This window comes from Sphingobacterium populi, from assembly GCF_001586775.1.
Taxonomy (GTDB): domain Bacteria; phylum Bacteroidota; class Bacteroidia; order Sphingobacteriales; family Sphingobacteriaceae; genus Sphingobacterium; species Sphingobacterium populi.
In genome coordinates this window covers 1-296 of sequence record NZ_LQXS01000028.1, presented here as the reverse complement: position 1 = coordinate 296, position 296 = coordinate 1, and the positions used below count along the sequence as shown (strand labels likewise).

Sequence of the window (296 nt, the reverse complement as noted above, 5' to 3'; positions counted from 1 at the left end):
AGTTCCATAATCACTCGATGTGCTGGCAGACTGGTGTCAACGCAGATCGAAAGCGCCTCTCGATTGAAATCGTCAATAACATTCAACGTTCGGATAGTCTTTCCGCTAGCCAATGTATCATGCATAAAGTCTAGGCTCCACGTAACATTTGGACCAATGGGACGCAGTAATGGTGCTTTCACCTGAGCAGGAAGGCGCTTTTTACGCTTGTTTCTTAGATTCAATCTCATCGCCGTATATATGCGATAAACGCGCTTGTGATTCCAAATAAAACCAAGCTTACGAAGTCGGTGATA

General features: G+C 44.6%; 1 pseudogene. It reads right to left on the bottom strand.

Annotation, left to right across the window (positions count from 1 at the left end):
* Positions 1 to 296: pseudogene (locus tag A0125_RS15235) on the bottom strand (IS3 family transposase); the annotation flags it as partial.